Here is a 15,135-nt window from a genome sequence, read left to right as displayed (position 1 = left end):
AACGATGATTATTTTAGATAACGTCTCAAAATATTACCCCACCAAATTTGGTCGCAACTATGTTTTACGTGACGTGAGCATCACGTTACCTCGCGACCGTAATATTGGAATTTTAGGTGTCAACGGAGCCGGTAAATCAACACTGCTGCGCCTGTTGGGAGGAATGGATACACCGAGCAAAGGCAAAGTGACACGCCACTGTCGCGTCTCATGGCCCCTCGCCCTCGGCGGTGGGTTCCAGGGCAGTATGACTGGACGGGAAAATACTCGCTTTGTCTGCCGTATCCATGGCGTCCGGGATACTCAAGCCATAGAAGAGTGGGTGAAAGAATTCTCGGAAATAGGCCAGCATTTTGAACTGCCTATTAAAGCCTACTCCAGCGGTATGAAATCAAAATTCTCCTTTGCCGTCAGTATGGCCTTCGATTTCGAAATCTACCTGACCGATGAAATCACATCTGTAGGTGATGCCCGCTTTAAACAAAAATGTATCGATGTCTTCAATCAAAAACGTGAGACCGCCAGCCTGATCATGGTCTCGCACGATATGAAGAACTTACGTCAACAATGCGATATGGGTATTTTGCTGCGTAACAGCAAGCTTGAGGTATTCGACAATATCGAAGATGCCATACGTATTTATCAGAACTTATAAAAAGTTAAAACCATGACTCAGCCAATTCGATCCAACAAGTCCTCCGGCTTGATGCGCAAACTAAATAAATTAAAAACTAAACCAAAACATTTTATTGTCGATTCTAAAGGTTACCGCCTTGCCCAGCGCTCATGGAAACAGACTCTGAAACTCGGGAGTTTCCAGTGGGTCGTGGCCTGCTTTGCTGTCGCTGTTATCTATTTCGGATTTATTGCCTCCGATCGCTATGTGAGCCGGGCAGAGTTAGTGGTTAAGCAAGCAGACCAGATAAAAATGCTGCCTGATGCTCTTTCGATGTTGGGATTAGGTGGCAACAATCATCAGGATGTGCTGCTCATTCAAGACTATCTCAAGTCTGCCGACCTGCTCAACAAAATGGATAAAGAACTGGGTCTGAAAGCCCATTATCAAAGCCATAAAGTCGATTACTTCTCTCGCCTGTCTGACAATGTCAGCCGTGAGGAATTCTTAAAGTATTACCGGGAACATCTCACATTGCGTATGGATGATATCTCCGGTGTGCTGACAATTGAGTTGCAGGCGTTTGATCCTGCCTATGGTCAGAAAGTGGTCGGTATGATGCTGAAAGAGTCTGAAGGCTTTATCAATAAATTAGGTCACCAGGTTGCATTGGAACAGCTGGCCTTTGTCGAAAAAGAAGTCGATCATGCCTATCAACGATTACAGGCCGAAAAAGCCAAAGTGCTTGAGTTTCAAAATACCCATCACCTTATTAGCCCGGAATCGACCAGTACGGCTCGTATGGGTGTGGTAAGCCAGATAGAAGCTCAACTGGCACAGCAACAGGCCCAGTTAAAACAGCTGCAAAGCTATATGAAAGCTACCGCACCTGCTGTTGTTTCTGTACAAGCCAGAGTGGATGCTTTAACGGAGCAACTTGCTCAAGAACAATCCCGACTCACGGGTGCGGATAAAAATTCGATGAACGAAGTGACCGCCAGCTATATGGATGTACAAACTCAAGCGACACTAGCAACAGATCTCTACAAAACGGGTCTAATTAGTCTTGAACAAGCCAGAATCGAAGCATATCGTAAACTCAAGCACCTACTGATAATTAGTCAGCCTACGTTGGCAGAAGACGCGGAATACCCTCGCCGTTTGTATAACCTTGCCACCATTGGCGTTTTGCTGTGTTTGCTGTATGGTTTGATGGTGATGGGCTTGGCTACTTTAAGAGAACATCAAGATTAAAAAGGCATAAATTATTTTATTGGTTGCGACATACTTTATTTCTAAATTATTACTTCTTAAATGAAACAAGTCATCTTCCAAACGACGTTATAAATACTTGTATTCTTAGTTTATCGAAAACCACTACTATTGTACTTGTGCATTCCCTACTTATATATCACAAAGTTGACATCTTGTATTTTTACTTTATCACTAACGGCTAAGTTTAAGGAAACAAATGGAATGACATCCTAAAACTCATAAAATTAAATAAAATTAAATAAAATCACATCGAAGGCCTGATTTTATATTTATTGTCAATAACTTAATTAAAAACAATACACACAATGATGTCTGATGATTTATAGAAGACATTAAAATATTCGTAGTGAGGCACAAAATGATATCAGTAGATTTTTTTAAAAAATTAAAAAATAAAAAAACAAAAAAGAGCAAACTGGAAATAAACTCTGGCAATGCACTAAACTTTACATTACAAAAAGATAATTATTTAAAAGATTTTACCTATGAGCAACAGTATACCATTATCAAACAATCAGGTTTATTTGATTCAGAATTTTATGAAAGAAAATATAGAGATGTATCACAAAGAAAATTAGATCCTATTCGACATTATATACGTCATGGCTACAAAGAAAATCGATGGCCAAATGAGCTTTTCGATCCAATTTATTACAAAAAAGTTTATAGTATCGAAGATGGAGTAATTCCTCTTACTCATTACATTCAAACACCTCAAGCTATACTTAACCGTACATCTGAAAAATTTGATGGGTCGTTTTATTATTTTTTACATGATGATGTGAGAAAGTCAGGGATAAATCCTTTATATCATTATTTAAAGCATGGTAAAAATGAAAAAAGAGCCATAGAGAAAAAAGTCAAAGAACAGACAAAAACAGTTTTAATTAACATTCCATCAAAACTTTCCAAAGTCAACATAACTATTATTGTACCAGTATATAATGCAATTAATGAAGTTATGGATTGTTTAGATAGTGTTATCCAGCATACTAGGTTAGGTAATAATGTTAAACTCTTAGTAATTAATGATGCGAGTCCGGATAAATCCGTACGAACAACATTGGACAAATATAAAAAAATTCCCGGCGTAAAAATAATCCATAATAAGAAAAATATCGGATATACAAATAATGTCAACTTTGGTATTTCTTTAAGTGGTAAGGATGATATTGTATTGCTTAATAGCGATACGGTCGTATCCAAAAACTGGTTAAGGCAAATGTCTGTTGCTGCGTACCAGAATGATGATATCGGAACGGTGACAGCTGTTTCAAATGGAGCAGGTGCATTTTCTGTCCCTAAATCAGGCTGGAATGATTTACCAGACCACTTGTCTATTAACCATATTGCCCGATTGGTGTCGTCAGCTATTGATTCAGCATTCGTTACAACTCCAACGGGCAATGGATTCTGTCTTTTTATAAAGCGCGAGTTGCTTGATCATATTGGGGTCTTTGACAAAGAAAAATTCCCACGCGGATATGGTGAAGAAAATGATTTCTGCATGAGAGCAGTATCACATGGATGGATTAATATTGTTGATCTCAAAACATATATTTATCACAAGCGTTCAGCTTCTTTTAAGGGTGAAAAAGAGCTTCTAATTGAAAACGGCATCACTCAGGTTAAGAATGATCATCCATATTATTCTGGAGCCATTAAAGCCATCGGAAATTCGACGATATTTACAAAAGCAAGAAGTACGATTGAAAGCAAAATAACTAAAACATCTCCGAATGAAGGGATTGTTAAACCTAAAATTCTATTTGTCATATCGACTCGTACTGGCGGCACTCCTAAAACTAACTATGACCTTATGCGATCATTGAAAGATATTTATGATTGCTATGTACTTGCATCTAACTCTAAATTAATTGAGATAATGAGAGCAGATGAAAAGGATTATAAGGTAATCGAAAAATTCCATCTCAGTGATCCAGTGAATTTTGCAACCCATCGTTCATTTGAATATGAACAGATTGTTAGAAGTGTTATCTATAAATACAGCATTGAACTTCTACATATACGACACATAGCGTGGCATAGCTTAAAGCTGCCTGAAATAGCTAAAGATATGGGTATACCAGTAATTAACTCATTCCATGATTTTTATACAATATGCCCTTCTGTAAATTTAGTAAATGAAAATGGAGAGTTATTTATTGATGGTTTAGATCATGGAACAAATAATCCATTATGGCGCGATGAGACAGTTACCCCTATGACGCCGTCTATGCTGAAAGCATGGAAAACCAGAATGGAAGAGGCGCTATTAAATTGTGATCAATTTATAACCACGTGTGAAAGCGCGAAAGAAATCATTTTAAAAAACTTACCAAAGATTAAGGGTATACCTTTTACTGTAATCCCTCATGGCCGAGATTTCACCTCTTTCCTCGAACCTAAAACTACGGCATCTGATAATATTATAAATGTACTTATTCCTGGAAATATTACTCTCACCAAAGGTAAAAGTTTAATTAAAAAAATAAAAGAACTTGATGAAAGCAATAAAATTCATTTCCATGTACTTGGCACTTGCGATAAAGATATTATGGACATAGTCACCTATCATGGAAAATATAACAGGGAAGACTTCATTAATAAAGTACAATTGATTAACCCAGATATTTCAGCGGTATTTTCAATTTGGCCTGAAACTTATTGCCACACATTAACTGAAAGTTGGGCATCAGGTCTGCCTGTCATCGGTTTAGCTTATGGTGCAGTTGAAAAAAGAATAAGTAGACATAATGCAGGTTGGTTAGTATCAAATAACCCGCAAGAATGTTATGAACACCTGATATTTCTCTGCAACAATCCTCAAGAAATTAAAGAAAAGCAAAAAAATGTCGCAAAATGGCAAAAAGGATATGGCGCTTACAATACTGTAAGTAGAATGACAGAAAAATATTTACATATTTATCAAGATGTCTGCAAAATAGAACTTCCTACAAAAAGAATTATGGGTATTGTTCTGAAAGGCTATTATCCTAATGTTCCACCAACAGCCTATGTGAGACTAATAGATTGGAAAAATGACTTTGAAAATAAATACAATCTTAAAGTGGAATTTATTCCATGGCATGATCTCTTAACTTATAAATGTAATGAATTGAGTAAAGTCATTATTCAAAGAGACGCCATACCAAGTTATGCTGTAGATTGGTGTATCAATTCATTAGACAAAAACATGATCCCATACGATTATGAAATTGATGACAATTTGTTAAACGTACCTGCAATTATTGATATTGATAGCATTTATAAAAATTACAGAAGTAATTTTCTAAAACTTATAACTAAAGCAAGCACAGTCCATGTAACCAATGATTCCTTGGCCGCGATTGTTCAAGAACATAATAGCAACGTTACAGTTCGCCCTAACAAAATATTTGCACACCGATGGAACACAAACATTGATACTCAGGAAAAAATCGATCTAATCACTGACTCAACGATAATTAATATTTTATATTTCGGTTCTAGAACACATCAGGAAGATTTGAACTTTTTATCAACTGTCATTAATCAGCTTAATAATATAAAACCACGTTTCCATCTATATGTTATTGGTTGTGGTGATTTTACTGAAAGTAAATTCATAACAAGATTGACTCCACCTAGTTCTCGCTATGATCTTTTTGTAAACTGGCTAATTCGTATAAGCCATAATTTTGATGTTGGGGTAGCTCCTTTAATTGATGAACAATTCGCCAATACTAAAAGTCCTTTAAAAGCAATTGAACTGCTGGCATTGAACTTGCCTGTTATCTGCAGTAATATTTCTCCTTACTCAGATCTTAAAAATATTATGAATATGGAGGAGTATCAAAAAATTACATTTGTAAATAATACCCCTGAGTCTTGGCAAGATGCTTTGGTAAAATTTAAAGGTTTTTATGATGATAGATCTTAATTTCAGCAAATTATCAACTTGTCCTATTTCAATATCCGAAGTAGACTTAATAAAACTAAACACTGATCTAGAATTCAAAATTTCAGAATCTACTAAAATCAATATTGAGAATAAGCTTAATAGCAAATCCTTAACTTTCCATCGCAATTTAAACTCTACATATGAATTAGCACCTTTAGTTTTATTAAATCCGTTAGAGTGGACAAAAAAAGCTGAATGGCAGAAAATCAATGGTTCGTTTGAAGAGTGTATAAATCTATCAGTTCTACATAACGCTCATGTTTTTGGTGGAAGGATAAGAAGACGAAACTCAAAATTTCATGAATTTTCACAGCTTTTACTCAACAGTAAATATGAACTATCTAAAAACTCATATGGTATACTCGATGGTACAAAGACTTTACCAAGTGATTTAGTCAAAGAAATAGATGGCTCGTTATATTTAGATTATGATAGTTCAAGTGAACCGACTATTTTAAAAGGTAATTACTTTTTTGTTGGGAGCATACATCGTCATTTTGGACACTTTTTAGTCGAAGGGCTATCTCGTTTATGGGCTTTAGAATTTATTCCAAGCAATATCAAAGATGACATTAAATACCTTGTCTATGAAGACTCTATTCCAGAATTTGCTTTACAGGTTTTAGATATCTTAGGTATTCCCTTAGATAAAATAATATATGCTCCTAAGCATGCCATTGTTGAAAGGCTTTTTGTACCAGATATTTCATACAAAACTCATCATTGGGCATCAAATTTAGCCCAATTAACATATGATAAAATATCAAATAATGTCCTTCCTAATTCAAAGCCTTATAAAAGAATTTATTTAAGTAGAAAGAACACAGCAGATAGGCCGCTTGAGAACGAAGCTAATATTGAAGATATTTTTTCATCTTATGGTTTTGAAATTATTACACCCGAAAATTTATCAATAAAAGAACAAATAAAATTAGTCAGCGAATCATCTATTATTGCAGGGCCTGTCGGAAGTCAAATGTATCTTTCGGCTTTTTCGAAATCAAAATTATTAATAATTTTAGCTCCATCAAACTTTTATCTTCCAGATGATCTTTTGCTTTCAAGTATTCGAGAAAGCAATATCACTATCGGTCTTGGGTCTGGTTTAGATTACTCCACCCCCAAGAATGAAAGGAAATGGCATATAGATGAAAACATTATAATAAATATCTTGGAAAGTTTGAATTATGAATAATGATATTGATGAATTCAACAATATAATAAAAACCGCATCTATAAGTAATATAGACCAAGTTTATATATACAATCAAGAGAACATCGATTTTAGAACGGTGAAAATAATTGGAACACAAAAAAGAAACTATATTATTATTGATAAAGGGGCCATTCTTAAAAATTCAATAATTGATTTCAGATCAGAAAACGCCATTGTTTACATCAAATCGGATGGCGTAAGAGCTAACTTCCTACTAGGTTATGGAAGTTGTATTTATATTGATGAGTCTACTAGCTTTACAAATACAGCAAATATTCTCGCTGCCGAAGGTCATGATATTTACATCGGTAAGGACTGTATGTTTGCTGAAAATATCAATATTACTAACTCTGATGGTCACCCTATATTTGATAATAGTGGAATGAGAATAAATGGAGGCGGTGATATAATCATCGGAAACCATGTATGGGTTGGTAGAAACACTGACATCCTAAAAAATACAGTCTTAGATTCAGGATGTATCATAGGTTCCCGCTCTGTTGTAACAAAAAGCATCCCTTATGCATCTATCGCAGTAGGCGCACCTGCGCAAATAAAGAAAAGAGATGTTCTTTTTTCCAAAGAAACCACAGTACGCCATGAAAGACTTTTTTTTAATGAAGATAAAGCATATCACCCAAAAAAACTCATTAATAATGAAAAGTCATTCTTAACTTATATCAAAGATTTTATATATAAAAATAACGGCATCTTTTAACTATGAAATTCATTACAATAACTGGGACAGGTTATGTTGGTCTTTCCAATGCCGTACTTTTGGCGCAACACCATCAAGTAATTGCGCTTGAAATAATTCCTGAAAAAGTCGAAAAGATTAACCAACGTCAATCGCCCATCGCCGATAAAGAACTTGAAGACTACTTAGCTAACAAGTCTCTTAATCTTCGTGCAACGCTGGACAAAGTCGAAGCCTATCAGGACGCCGAGTTTGTCATTATCGCTACGCCGACTGATTACGATCCAAAGACTAACTACTTCAATACCAGCACCGTTGAAGCAGTCATTCGCGATGTGATGAGTATTAATCCGCAGGCAGTTATGGTCATCAAGTCCACCATTCCGGTGGGCTTTACCGAGCGGATGCGTCAGGAGTTAGGTACTGATAATCTGATTTTCTCCCCTGAGTTCCTGCGTGAAGGTCGTGCTCTGTATGACAACCTTCATCCATCACGCATTGTGGTTGGGGAATGCAGCGAGCGCGCGCAGCGCTTTGCCGACCTGCTGAAAGAAGGTGCCATTAAGAAAGATGTGCAGGTGCTGTTAACCGGCAGTACCGAAGCCGAAGCCATCAAGCTGTTTGCTAATACCTACCTCGCCATGCGAGTTGCGTATTTCAACGAGCTGGACACCTACGCTCAGTCTCATGGACTTGATAGCCGTCAGATCATCGAAGGTATTGGTCTTGATCCGCGTATTGGTACGCACTATAACAACCCTTCGTTTGGCTATGGTGGCTATTGTCTGCCGAAAGACACTAAGCAACTGTTGGCGAACTATCAGGAAGTGCCGAATAACCTGATCCGGGCGATTGTCGATGCTAATACTACCCGCAAGGATTTTATTGCCGACAGCGTGATCGCCCGTAAGCCTAAGGTTGTTGGGATCCACCGTCTGGTCATGAAAGCGGGCTCCGATAACTTCCGCTCTTCAGCCATTCAGGGGATTATGAAGCGGATTAAAGCCAAGGGGATCGAGGTTGTAGTCTTTGAGCCAACCATCAAAGAAGACACCTTCTTCAACTCCCGCGTCATTCGCAACCTCGAAGAATTTAAAGCCATCAGCGATGTGATTCTCTGTAATCGCATGGCACGCGAGTTAGCCGATGTCGCCGACAAGGTCTACACCCGCGATTTATTTGGCTCGGATTGAGATGCACCAATAAAGAGGGGTTTACCCTCTTTATTCACAATGGACACGGGTGATACTTTCTCCCGTTATTTGACTGAGAATGCATTTTGAAATTATTTGTTGCCGCAATCATTAAAAACGAAATGGATGCCCTGCTGGAATGGATTGCTTATCACAGGGTCGTAGGCGTAAGCGGATTTATTATTGCGGATAACGGCAGTAATGATGGTTCACGTGCGTTTCTTAACGGGCTGGAGAAACTCGGCATAGTAACCGTACTGGACTTTCCTGATGTCGAAGGCCAAAAGCCGCAACTCCCCGCTTACGAACGTATTTTACGCAGTTGCAGCGAAGACATCGACTTGCTGGCTTTTATCGATGCAGACGAGTTCTTAGTGCCACTCGATTCTGAGCAGAACCTCGCAACTAATCTAAACGAATGGTTTAGCGATCCTTCTGTCAGTGCAGTCGCCCTTAACTGGGCAAACTTCGGTTCAAACGGCGAGCTGTTTGCCGAAGAAGGCCTTGTAACCGAGCGCTTTACCCAGCGCGCCCCTCAGCAATTTAATGCCAATAAGAATTTCAAAAGCATTGTCAGACCAAAATGCGCAAATCACTTTAACAATCCCCATCACGCCGATCTGCGCTATGGCCGCTATATCGATACGCTGGGCAACGATCTGGTTTCCCACCCAAAACACGGGAACGGCGTCAGCGAAGAAGTGATCTGGAACGGCGTGCGCGTTAACCATTACGTTGTCAAATCGCTTGAAGAGTTTTTACTCGGTAAACACCTGCGCGGCAGCGCCGCTACAGCCAAGCGCGTAAAACACAAAGCCTATTTCAAAGCCCACGATCGCAATGACGAAACCTGCCTGCTGGCGGCCGCCCTGGCCCCGAAAGTTAAAGCAGAAATGGCAGCCTTGCAGGCGCAGCTGGATGCCTTGCCAGAAGAAGTGAGTCCGCAAAAGAGCGACTCCTGGCTGGCGACCCGCGTTAAAAAGTTAATCGGTTAATCGACGTCTTTCCCATATTCGACAGGAGTCAGAAGTGGTCTTCCCCACTTCCGGGTAGTGAATCCTCTAATGCAAAGCGATTACCACTGGCACCCTCTGGCGCTGCCAGACACCTCTTTATCCCGCGCGGGCTGGTTCCTGATCCAGGGCACCCTGCGTGCCCGCCAGCCACGGGGGGAGACTCGCCTGCGCTGGCAGTGTCAGGACAGCTGGCATGAACAGATCCTGCCAATCACCCGCCGTGGCACCCTGCAGGAGCTGGTCTGGCTGCCGATAGGTGCCTGCCAGGTGGGGCTGCTCGCCAGCAGCGAAGGGGCGGAATGCGAACTGAATATTACCCGCTTTGCGCAGGTGTCTGCGGGCAAAAGTCTCTGGCGTAGGCTGCGCCGGGTGTGGCCTTTTTATCAGCGCCTGAATGCGCAAAAGCGCAAGCGTCTGGGGCTGTCCTGGCACCTGTGGTTTACCGATTTACAGCAGGCTTACGATCTGGTGGGCAAGATCCGCGACGACAGGCCGCTGCATGCCTATGAGCACTGGCTGGCGAATTTCGATACCGTGCAGCCCGGTGAGCGCCGGTTGATCGACCGTCTGCTGACCCGCTGGGGCAACCTGCCCCGCGTCTGCCTGCATCTGGTGAACGGCGGCGATGAGGCGGCACGTCAGCGCACCCTGGCCAGTATCGCGGCGCTCTGTTATCCGGCAACGCATATCACCGTGCTGGAACAGCCGCCTGCTACTGCCAGGCCTGCGGGCGAATGGCAGTGGGCCATCCCCGAGGGGGCTGAACTGGCCCCGTCCGCGTTCGTGTGGCTGGCGCACCAGCTGCGCCAGACCCCGGATGCAAAATGGATCTACGGCGATCACGATCTGCTGGATGAGAAAGGCAAGCGCCACTCACCGGACTTCAAGCCGGACTGGAACGAAACCCTGCTGCACAGCCAGAACTATATCGGCTGGTGTGGCCTCTGGCGGGAACAGGGCATGTCTGCCATCCCGCAGGATGGGGCCGAGAGCTATCGCGGATGGTTGCGGCTGGCCCACCAGCTTGCACCGAAAGATATCGCGCACATCCCTGCCCTGCTGATGCATATCCCGGACAGTCTCCCGCAGCAGGACGGGTATGAAACCCTGGCAAGCCTGTTGCAGGACCTGCCCGTCGGGGTGACGCTGGAGTCGGCTCCGCACGGCATCTGCCGCTGGCGCTGGCCGCTCCCGGCAGAACTGCCGCGGGTATCGGTGATTATTCCCACCCGCAATGGTCTGGCGCATCTCAGGCCGTGCATTGAAAGCCTGGTGCAGCACACCCGTTATCCGAATATCGAAATCATGGTGATGGATAACCAGAGCGACGACCCGGAAACTCTGGCTTATTTCGAACAGATCACCCAGGCGTACGGGGTCCGGGTTATCGCCTGGGATCGTCCGTTTAATTACTCCGCCATCAACAATGCCGGAGTGCGCGAGGCTACAGGCGAACTTATCTGCCTGCTCAATAATGATACCGAAGTGATTAACCCGTTGTGGCTGGATGAGATGGTCTCGCACCTGCTGCGTCCGGGCGTCGGGATCGTCGGGGCGAGGCTCTTTTACGGCGATGGCCGGGTGCAGCATGCGGGTGACGCGGTGGGGCCAGGTGGCTGTGCCGATCACTTTCACAGTGGGCTGGCCGCCGATGAACCGGGCTACCAGCGCAGAGCGGTGAGCGCGCAGGAGCTGTCAGCGGTAACGGCGGCCTGTCTGCTCACCCCTCGCCAGCTCTTTTTGTCCCTGAACGGCTTAGATGAGGTCAATCTGCCGGTGGCCTTCAACGACGTGGATTACTGTCTGCGGGTCGGGGAGGCAGGCTGGCGGATCGTCTGGACCCCCTTTGCCGAGTTGTACCATCATGAGTCGGTCTCCCGCGGCAAGGACGTCACGCCGGAACAGCTGGCGCGCTCCCAGGGTGAACTGCGCTACATGAAAAAACGCTGGGCGCAGCGGCTTAAGCACGATCCCGCATACAATCCCAACCTGAGCTACGACCGACCCGATTTCTCGTTAAGTCATACTCCTAATGTGGTGTTGCCATGGACGAACTGATCAGAAAGGCACTCTTTAAACCGTATCTGAAGTTGAATAAGCAGAGCAACGAGACGCAGCCGGACAAGTGGGCTGAGTGCCGCTCGCTGCTGATCCTGCATGAAGGAGACTCCCCGACGCTGGCCTATTTTGAAGCGGCGATCAGAAGTCGTTTTCCCGGCGCGGTGTGCCAGCTGGTGGATACCTTAACCACGCCGTCCATCGAAGTGGATAAAGGGACCGCCATCGTGGTCATTCGTTTTGTCTCCTCAGAGTGGCAGCGCGAGATTGTGCGCAATATCGATGACCTCTCCCAGGTGGTCTATTTTATGGATGACGACCTGTTCGATCCGTCAGCCTTAACGGCATTGCCCAAGGCCTACCGGACGAAAATCATTCGACGCTCGGCGGCGCAGCACCGCTGGATCACAACCCATTGCGACACCATCTGGGTCTCGACGCCGTATCTGGCTAACAAATATGCGCACCTGAATCCCGATGTGGTGCCCGCCCAGCCTACGCCACGACTGCTGGCCGTGACCCGGCCGGTAAAAATTGCCTATCACGGCTCCAGCTCGCACCAGGCAGAAAAATACTGGCTGCGGGAAGTGGTTGAGGGCGTGCTGAAGCAGTGCCCGCAGGCCAGCTTCGAAATTTTTGGCGAGCACGAAATCTATAAGCTTTACCGCGACTTACCGCGGGTGACGGTATTACACCCGATGAGCTGGCAGAACTATCTGGATTATACTCAGCATCACCGGGTTGATATTGGTCTGGCCCCGTTACTGGAGTCGGAATTTAATATGGCGCGCGGGCCGGTAAAATTTTATGATTTCGTGCGCATGGGGGCGGTGGGGGTTTACAGCAATTGCGCCCCGTACAGTGATTTTATCGAACAAAATATCAATGGCGTGCTGCTGAACAACGATCCGCAAAAGTGGATCGAGGCGTTGTCGCTGCTGGTCAATTCCGGGCAAAAGCGTCAGACACTGGCGAATAATGCGAAGGAATATACGTACTCGCTAATGCACTAACAACAGGACAGCAGAGCCTGCGTTCTGGTGAACATTTCATCCAATAGAAAAGTAAAAAACGCTTATGAAAATTCTTGTAACCGGTGGAGCCGGTTTTATCGGTTCTGCCGTTGTTCGCCATATCATCCGTGACACTCAGGATGCGGTGATCAACCTTGATAAGCTCACCTATGCGGGCAACCTTGAATCGCTGGCCGACGTGGCCGCAAGTGACCGCTATGCCTTTGAGCAGGTGGACATCTGCAACCGTGCTGAGCTGGATCGGGTCTTCGCCGCCCACCAACCGGATGCAGTGATGCATCTGGCCGCCGAGAGCCACGTGGATCGCTCCATTACCGGCCCGGCCGATTTTATCGAAACCAATATCGTCGGTACCTACACGCTGCTCGAAGCGGCCCGCGCATACTGGAGCGAGCTGGATGAGGCCCGCAAGCAGGCGTTTCGTTTCCACCACATCTCTACCGACGAAGTGTATGGCGATCTGCCGCACCCGGATGAAGTGAGCGCCGGTACCGAGTTACCGCTGTTTACCGAAACGACCCCCTACGCGCCAAGCAGCCCGTATTCCGCGTCGAAAGCCTCCAGCGATCATCTGGTGCGCGCATGGCGTCGTACCTATGGCCTGCCGACTATTGTCACCAACTGCTCCAACAACTATGGCCCGTATCACTTCCCTGAGAAGTTGATCCCGCTGGTGATCCTCAACGCGCTGGACGGCAAAGCGCTGCCAATCTACGGCAAAGGCGATCAGATCCGCGACTGGCTGTACGTTGAAGATCACGCCCGTGCGCTCTATACCGTAGTGACCACCGGCGTAGTAGGCGAGACCTACAACATCGGCGGCCACAACGAGAAGCAGAACCTGGACGTGGTGCACACCATCTGCGACCTGCTCGATGAGATGGTGCCGAAAACCGGTTCCTACCGCGACCAGATCACCTACGTGACTGACCGCCCGGGCCACGACCGCCGCTACGCCATCGATGCCAGCAAAATGAGCCACGAGCTGAACTGGCAGCCGCAGGAGACCTTCGAGTCCGGCATCCGTAAAACGGTGCAGTGGTATCTGGATAACCAGCAGTGGGTTAACAACGTGAAAAGCGGCAGTTATCAGGACTGGATCGCGAAGAACTATCAGGAGCGTAACTGATGCATATTCTGCTGTTCGGCAAAAATGGCCAGGTGGGCTGGGAGTTGCAGCGTGCGCTGCTGCCGCTGGGGCGTATCACGGCGGTGGATTTTGACTCTACCGATTACTGCGGTGACTTCAGCAACCCGGAAGGCGTGGCCGAGACCGTGCGTCTGCTGAAGCCGGACGTGATCGTTAACGCCGCCGCCCATACTGCGGTAGACAAAGCTGAGAGCGAGCGCGATTTTGCCGAGCTGCTCAACGCCACCAGCGTGGCCGCTATCGCCAAAGAAGCCGAGGCGCTGGGCGCGTGGCTGGTGCACTACTCCACCGACTACGTCTTCAACGGCAGCGGCGAAAAACCGTGGGTGGAGACCGACCAGACCGCCCCGCTGAACGTCTACGGCGAAACCAAGCTGGCGGGCGAACAGGCCGCCGCGCTCTGCTCCCGTCATCTGATTTTCCGCACCAGCTGGGTCTATGCCGCCCGTGGCGCTAACTTCGCCAAAACCATGCTGCGCTTTGGTAAAGAGCGCAGCGAGATGTCGGTTATCAACGATCAGTTTGGTGCGCCGACCGGGGCAGAGCTGCTGGCCGACTGCACGGCTCATGCGATCCGCATCGCGCAGGATAAACCGGACGTAGCCGGGCTGTATCACCTGATCGCCTCCGGCACCACCACCTGGTTCGACTATGCCCAGCGGGTGTTCGCTACCGCTCGTGCGGCGGGCGTTGAGCTGGCGGTAACTCAGGTAAATGCCGTCCCAACCAGCGCTTTCCCGACCCCGGCCAGGCGTCCGCATAACTCACGCCTCGATACCAGCAAGTTCCAGCGCACCTTCGGGATGACGCTGCCGGACTGGACCATCGGCGTGGATCGCATGCTGGCTGAAATTCTCGGGAAGTAACTGCAAAGCAAGGTATGCTATGCATGCCTTGTTTTATGGCTTTTGCCCTCCCCGGACATATAACCAAACAG

The 15,135-nt window shown here is 45.4% G+C and carries 11 protein-coding genes; all 11 read left to right on the top strand.

What is annotated here, in order from left to right:
• Window positions 1-4 precede the first annotated feature (4 nt).
• The 11 genes from WFO70_RS13250 to rfbD all read left to right on the top strand — a co-directional run bounded on the left by WFO70_RS13250 (window position 5) and on the right by rfbD (window position 15,064).
• Window positions 5-655: an ABC transporter ATP-binding protein gene (locus WFO70_RS13250; RefSeq protein ID WP_337016789.1), complete on the top strand. Its 651-nt coding sequence runs from the start codon at window positions 5-7 to the stop codon at window positions 653-655.
• A gap of 12 nt (window positions 656-667) precedes the next feature.
• Window positions 668-1,870 (top strand): sugar transporter, encoded by a 1,203-nt coding sequence (locus WFO70_RS13245; protein WP_337016788.1) that lies wholly within the window; start codon window positions 668-670, stop codon window positions 1,868-1,870.
• 379 nt (window positions 1,871-2,249) lie between these two features.
• Window positions 2,250-5,813, top strand: coding sequence for a glycosyltransferase (locus WFO70_RS13240; RefSeq protein WP_337016787.1), 3,564 nt, complete (start codon window positions 2,250-2,252; stop codon window positions 5,811-5,813).
• On the top strand, window positions 5,800-7,029 hold the full coding sequence (locus WFO70_RS13235; protein ID WP_337016786.1) for a glycosyltransferase family 61 protein: 1,230 nt from the start codon (window positions 5,800-5,802) through the stop codon (window positions 7,027-7,029). The genes WFO70_RS13240 and WFO70_RS13235 overlap by 14 nt, the downstream gene beginning before the upstream one ends.
• A complete protein-coding gene (locus WFO70_RS13230; protein WP_337016785.1) occupies window positions 7,022-7,768 on the top strand; it encodes an acyltransferase in 747 nt (248 codons plus the stop codon). The genes WFO70_RS13235 and WFO70_RS13230 overlap by 8 nt, the downstream gene beginning before the upstream one ends.
• A 2-nt stretch (window positions 7,769-7,770) precedes the next feature.
• Window positions 7,771-8,940: a nucleotide sugar dehydrogenase gene (locus WFO70_RS13225; protein WP_337016784.1), complete on the top strand. Its 1,170-nt coding sequence runs from the start codon at window positions 7,771-7,773 to the stop codon at window positions 8,938-8,940.
• An 86-nt stretch (window positions 8,941-9,026) separates the two neighbouring features.
• Complete coding sequence (locus tag WFO70_RS13220; RefSeq protein ID WP_337016783.1) at window positions 9,027-9,935, top strand: glycosyltransferase family 2 protein; 909 nt, start codon at window positions 9,027-9,029, stop codon at window positions 9,933-9,935.
• Window positions 9,936-10,004: 69 nt separating this feature from the next.
• On the top strand, window positions 10,005-12,014 hold the full coding sequence (locus tag WFO70_RS13215; protein ID WP_337016782.1) for a glycosyltransferase family 2 protein: 2,010 nt from the start codon (window positions 10,005-10,007) through the stop codon (window positions 12,012-12,014).
• Window positions 12,002-13,027, top strand: coding sequence for a glycosyltransferase family 1 protein (locus tag WFO70_RS13210; protein ID WP_337016781.1), 1,026 nt, complete (start codon window positions 12,002-12,004; stop codon window positions 13,025-13,027). Before WFO70_RS13215 ends, WFO70_RS13210 begins: the two co-directional genes overlap by 13 nt.
• Before the next feature lie 64 nt (window positions 13,028-13,091).
• Window positions 13,092-14,177, top strand: coding sequence for a dTDP-glucose 4,6-dehydratase (gene rfbB, locus WFO70_RS13205; protein WP_337016780.1), 1,086 nt, complete (start codon window positions 13,092-13,094; stop codon window positions 14,175-14,177).
• Entirely contained in the window at window positions 14,177-15,064 is an 888-nt protein-coding gene (gene rfbD / locus WFO70_RS13200; RefSeq protein WP_337016779.1) for a dTDP-4-dehydrorhamnose reductase, read from the top strand. Before rfbB ends, rfbD begins: the two co-directional genes overlap by 1 nt.
• The last annotated feature ends 71 nt before the right edge of the window (window positions 15,065-15,135 follow it).

This window comes from Leclercia sp. AS011, from assembly GCF_037152535.1.
Taxonomy (GTDB): Bacteria; Pseudomonadota; Gammaproteobacteria; order Enterobacterales; family Enterobacteriaceae; genus Enterobacter.
The sequence above is the reverse complement of the archived record's forward strand: the minus strand, read 5'-3'. Positions and strand labels throughout refer to the sequence as shown.